5 protein-coding genes are annotated in these 3,802 nt (G+C 61.3%); 3 read left to right on the top strand and 2 right to left on the bottom strand.

What is annotated here, in order from left to right; genetic code table 11:
* From AHiyo1_RS02060 to AHiyo1_RS02070, 3 genes are all read left to right on the top strand, one after another.
* The coding region (locus tag AHiyo1_RS02060) for an ABC transporter substrate-binding protein (RefSeq protein ID WP_059387459.1) at positions 1-873 on the top strand (873 nt) is incomplete at its 5' end.
* Between the two features lie 142 nt (positions 874-1,015).
* Entirely contained in the window at positions 1,016-2,236 is a 1,221-nt protein-coding gene (locus AHiyo1_RS02065) for a pyridoxal phosphate-dependent aminotransferase (RefSeq protein ID WP_059387460.1), read from the top strand.
* Positions 2,237-2,286: 50 nt separating this feature from the next.
* Entirely contained in the window at positions 2,287-3,141 is an 855-nt protein-coding gene (locus tag AHiyo1_RS02070; protein WP_059387461.1) for a polyphosphate kinase 2 family protein, read from the top strand.
* On the opposite strand, the gene AHiyo1_RS02075 is transcribed toward AHiyo1_RS02070, so the two are convergent.
* Positions 3,138-3,395 carry an exodeoxyribonuclease VII small subunit gene (locus AHiyo1_RS02075; RefSeq protein ID WP_059387462.1) on the bottom strand — a complete coding sequence of 86 codons (258 nt, stop codon included), beginning with the start codon at positions 3,393-3,395 and terminating at the stop codon, positions 3,138-3,140. The two genes, AHiyo1_RS02070 and AHiyo1_RS02075, sit on opposite strands and share 4 nt — an antisense overlap.
* Positions 3,396-3,398: 3 nt before the next feature.
* Positions 3,399-3,802, bottom strand: a 404-nt coding sequence (locus AHiyo1_RS02080; protein ID WP_340639268.1) for an exodeoxyribonuclease VII large subunit, incomplete at its 5' end; no start/stop codon positions are given.

Below are 3,802 nucleotides of genomic sequence, written 5' to 3' on the forward strand. Positions count from 1 at the left end.
CTCAGCGCATGTGGCGGCAGCCCGCTGTCCAGCCCGTCCACCAACGCCCCCTCCGGGGCCGGCGGCTCGCTTACGGTGGGCTCGGCAGATTTCCCCGAGAGCCAGGTCATCGCCGAAATCTACGCCGGAGCACTGAACGCCGCCGGCGTTACCGCTACGACGAAGCCCAATATCGGATCCCGCGAGATCTACTTCAAGGCCGTACAGGACGGTTCGATCGATCTCGCCCCTGACTACTCCGGAAACCTGTTGTCCTACCTGGACACGAATGCCACGCAGGTATCGGCCGATGATGTCTACAAGGCGCTGCCCGGGAAGCTTCCGCAGGGCTTGGGAGTGCTCGATCCCGCCAAGGCTGAGGACAAGGACGCCATGGTTGTCACGAAGGCCACGGCGGAGAAGTACCAGCTCAAGTCCATCGAGGACCTCGCCAAGGTCTGTGGGGACCTCACGATGGCAGCACCGGCAACCTTTGAGACCCGCGCCTACGGGTTCCCTGGCCTCAAAGCCAACTACAACTGCGTGCTCAAGGGCCTGAAGCCGTTCAGCGACGGCGGCGGGAACCTCACGCTGCAGGCCCTGCTGACCAATGATGTCCAGGTTGCCGACATCTACACCACCACGCCGTCCATCCAGGACAACGCCCTGGTGGTCCTGGATGATCCCAAGAACAACTTCAAGGCCCAGCAGGTCCTCCCGCTGTACAACATGGCCAAGATGACGGACAAGGCGAAGGCAGCCCTCAACAACGTTTCGAAGATCCTCACCACGGACGACCTCATCAACCTGAACCGCGCGGTCAGTGGCAACCAAAAGCAGAATCCAAAGGACGCTGCAGCCGCTTGGCTCAAGGACAAAGGGATCGTGAAGTAGCTTTCCCAAGCAGTGCCCGGCGGCGGAGGCCCCGGCTAAGGACGACGGCGGCGAGGAACCCTGGTGTGGGCCTCGCCGCCGTCGTTCCCAATGTGAGTGATGTCTCAACGGAAGTACATCCCCGGTGTGGCATATTTGATGAATGGCAGAATTCAAGCAGTCCACCAAGCTTCATAATGTCCTTTACGACATCCGTGGACCGATTCTTCAGGCCGCCCAGCAGATGGAGGCAGAGGGTCACCGCATCCTCAAACTGAATATCGGAAACCCGGCACCGTTCGGATTTGAAGCGCCGGACGCGATCTTGGTGGACATGATCCGCCACCTGCCGCATGCCCAGGGATACAGCGATTCGCGCGGAATTTTCTCGGCCCGTACCGCCGTCTCGCAGTACTACCAGACCCGCGGCATCCAAAACATCCACGTTGACGACATCTACCTTGGCAACGGCGTCAGCGAGCTCATCACCATGTCCCTCATGGCCTTGCTGGAGGTGGGGGATGAGATCCTCATTCCCACTCCCGACTACCCGCTCTGGACCGCCTCGGTGGCACTTGCCGGCGGCCGTCCGGTCCACTATCTGTGCGACGAGGAATCGGGCTGGCAGCCGGACCTCGAGGACATGGAATCGAAGATCACGCCTCAAACCAAGGGCATCGTGGTCATCAACCCCAACAACCCCACGGGTGCCGTGTACCCGGAGGAAACCCTCAAGAAGATCGTGGCCCTCGCTGAAAAGCATGGACTCGTTGTGTTCGCCGACGAGATCTACGAGAAGATCCTCTACGAAGACGCTGTCCACGTGAATCTTGCCGGACTCACCGGCGACGATGTCCTCTGCCTGACGTTCAGCGGATTGTCCAAGGCCTACCGGGTATGTGGCTACCGCGCCGGCTGGATGGCGATCTCCGGCCCCAAGAAAGACGCCGCAGACTACCTCGAGGGCATCAACCTGCTGGCCAACATGCGCCTTTGCGCCAACGTGCCGGCCCAGCATGCCATCCAGACCGCCCTCGGTGGCCACCAAAGCATCAACGATCTCATCTTGCCCGGCGGCAGGCTCCTCGAACAGCGGAACAAGGCCTACGATCTGCTCAACGCCATCCCCGGTGTCAGCACACAACAGGCCAGGGGTGCCCTCTATCTGTTCCCGAAGTTGGACCCCGAGGTCTATCACATCCGCGACGACGAGAAATTCGTCCTCGACCTGCTCAAGGAACAAAAAATCCTCGTCTCACACGGACGCGCCTTCAACTGGGTGCGGCCTGACCACTTCCGCATGGTGACCTTGCCGAACGTCAAGGATATTGAAGAAGCGATTGGACGCATGGCGGACTTCCTCGGGCGGTACCAAGGCAACTAGCCTGTTGTGCAAGCCGCGACGAATGCGGCCGGACCAGAGGGGACATCGACATGGCCGGGACCAAGGAGTTCACCAAGCAGGTATCCACGATCTTGAAGGCCGGGCCTGGATTCTCGCTGGATGCAGCAGACCCCGAATCGACGCCCGGCTACAAGGGAAAGAAGTCTGACGGCGTCGCCTTGCTGGCAGCGCAGGACGGTCGTTTGGACGTCCTGCAGGAGATGCTCTTTGCCGAGGGAAAATTCGGCAGCTCCAAACGAGTGCTGTTGATCCTGCAAGCCATGGACACGGCGGGCAAAGGCGGGATTGTTGAGCACGTCGTCGGATCGATGGATCCCCAGGGTGTCAAGGTTGCTCCGTTCAAGGCTCCGACTGATGAGGAGAAGGCCCACGATTTCCTGTGGCGGATCGAGAGGGCCCTGCCGGCGGCGGGATTCGTCGGGGTTTTTGACCGATCCCACTACGAGGACGTGCTGATCCACCGGGTGCACGGTTGGGCCAATGAAGATGAACTGGAACGACGCTATGCGGCCATCAACGAGTTCGAGGCAGGCTTGGCCGAACAGGGCACGGCGATCGTCAAGGTCATGCTCAACATCAGCCGCGATGAACAAAAAACGCGACTGCTGGCGCGATTGGATGACCCGTCCAAGCACTGGAAGTACAGCACAGGCGATCTCAAGGAACGCGCGTTTTGGGATTCCTATATGGAGGCCTATCAGCTGGTCTTTGAGAAGACCTCAACGGAGGTAGCGCCCTGGTATGTGGTTCCGGCGAACAAGAAATGGTTCGCGAGGATCGCCGTCCAGGAGCTTCTGCTTGAGGCCCTCGGGAAGCTGGACCTGAGCTGGCCGAAAGCCGACTTTGACGTGTCGGCGGAACGGGCGATGGCCGTCCAATCCTAAGAGGCCGTCGCTTCATCCTCGCCGTTGTTCCGGGCCGCGGCCAACCTTCTGCGGGCACCCTCCAGCCACTCTTCGCAGCGCTTCGCCAAAGCCTCGCCGCGTTCCCAGAGAGCGAGTGATTCCTCAAGGCTTGCTCCGCCGGCTTCGAGGCGGCCAACGATGGCCATGAGCTGCTCGCGGGCTTCCTCGTAGCTGAGGGCGTCCAGGTCCTCAGCGGAAGCCTTGGCCGCAGGGGATGTGTTTTCTGCTGTCATTTCTTAGTCCTCATTTTGCTTGTGCTGGCTGGGTTGTCCGGCAGGTGCCATGGTTCCGGAAGATACAGCGCCAAGGCGGCCTTCCGCCAAACGGAGCGTCAGCTCCGTGCCGTCAGGGGCCTGGTCCGGGTTCCGGACGACGTCGTGTCCCACTCCGTCCGCTCCCGCAAGCTGGACGACGGCGTACCCGCGGTCCAAGGTTTTTTGTGGGGACAATGCCCTTACCTGGGCGCGAAGGTGGTGCACCTGGTCAAGTGCGCGGATAACCGCGGAGCTCACCGCAGTGTGGGCGTGCTTCCGGAGCCGTTCGACGTCGTCCTCCCGCGCCGTGACCATTCCTTCGGGGGACGCCAGCACAGGGCGTGATCTCAGCGCGTGGAGTCGATCCGTTTCGCGGTCCACGAGGC

It is taken from the genome of Arthrobacter sp. Hiyo1 (assembly GCF_001263615.2).
GTDB lineage: Bacteria > Actinomycetota > Actinomycetes > Actinomycetales > Micrococcaceae > Arthrobacter.

Coding starts and splice junctions, on each gene's coding strand:
- AHiyo1_RS02065 (WP_059387460.1), top strand. CDS start 1,016: ATGGCAGAATTCAAGCAGTCCACCAAGCTTCATAATGTCCTTTACGAC.
- AHiyo1_RS02070 (WP_059387461.1), top strand. CDS start 2,287: ATGGCCGGGACCAAGGAGTTCACCAAGCAGGTATCCACGATCTTGAAG.
- AHiyo1_RS02075 (WP_059387462.1), bottom strand. CDS start 3,395: ATGACAGCAGAAAACACATCCCCTGCGGCCAAGGCTTCCGCTGAGGAC.